This is a genomic window from Streptomyces mayteni, assembly GCF_054783955.1.
Genome location: NZ_BAAGPR010000313.1, coordinates 1 through 520, shown reverse-complemented (window position 1 = coordinate 520; position 520 = coordinate 1). Strand labels below are relative to the sequence as shown.

1 pseudogene is annotated in these 520 nt (G+C 81.2%); it reads left to right on the top strand.

Going from position 1 to position 520, the window contains the following annotated elements:
* A pseudogene (locus tag ACYVPE_RS40030) lies at window positions 1-520 on the top strand (hypothetical protein); the annotation flags it as partial.

The window sequence follows — 520 nt, the reverse complement described above, 5'->3', positions numbered from 1 at the left end:
CTGCACGCCGCCTGGCAGGCCGCCGAGACGGTGCTGCAACACCGGGCCGCCGCCGACCGCTCGGCCCGCGTCGCCGCCGCCATCCGCGAGGCCGAACGGGACGCGGCCCCCGCGCTCGGCGCCCGCGGCCGGCTGGCCGCGGCCCTGGTCAGGGCCCTGCACACGGCGGCCGGATCCAGCGAGCGCGCCGCGGCCGAGGAGGAGGAGCGCTCCGCCACACTCCAGGCCGAGGCCGAGGCCGCCCACCGCGACGCCACCACCGCCGCCACCGAGGCGCAGCGGGCGCGCAGCGAGAGCGAGCACCTGCGGCAGCGGCTGGCCGAGGTCGAGCAGGAGACCGAGCAGGCGGTGCGCGCCGGCTGGCTCGACGGTGCCGACCCGGCCAGGGCGGCGCTCGCCGACACCGACGCCGAGCGGGCCGCGGTCGCCGCCTTCGAGACGGCCAGGGAGGCCGCCCGCCTCGACGAGGACGCCGCCCGCGCCGCCTCCTCCGACCACACCAGGGCCGAACTGGCCGCCG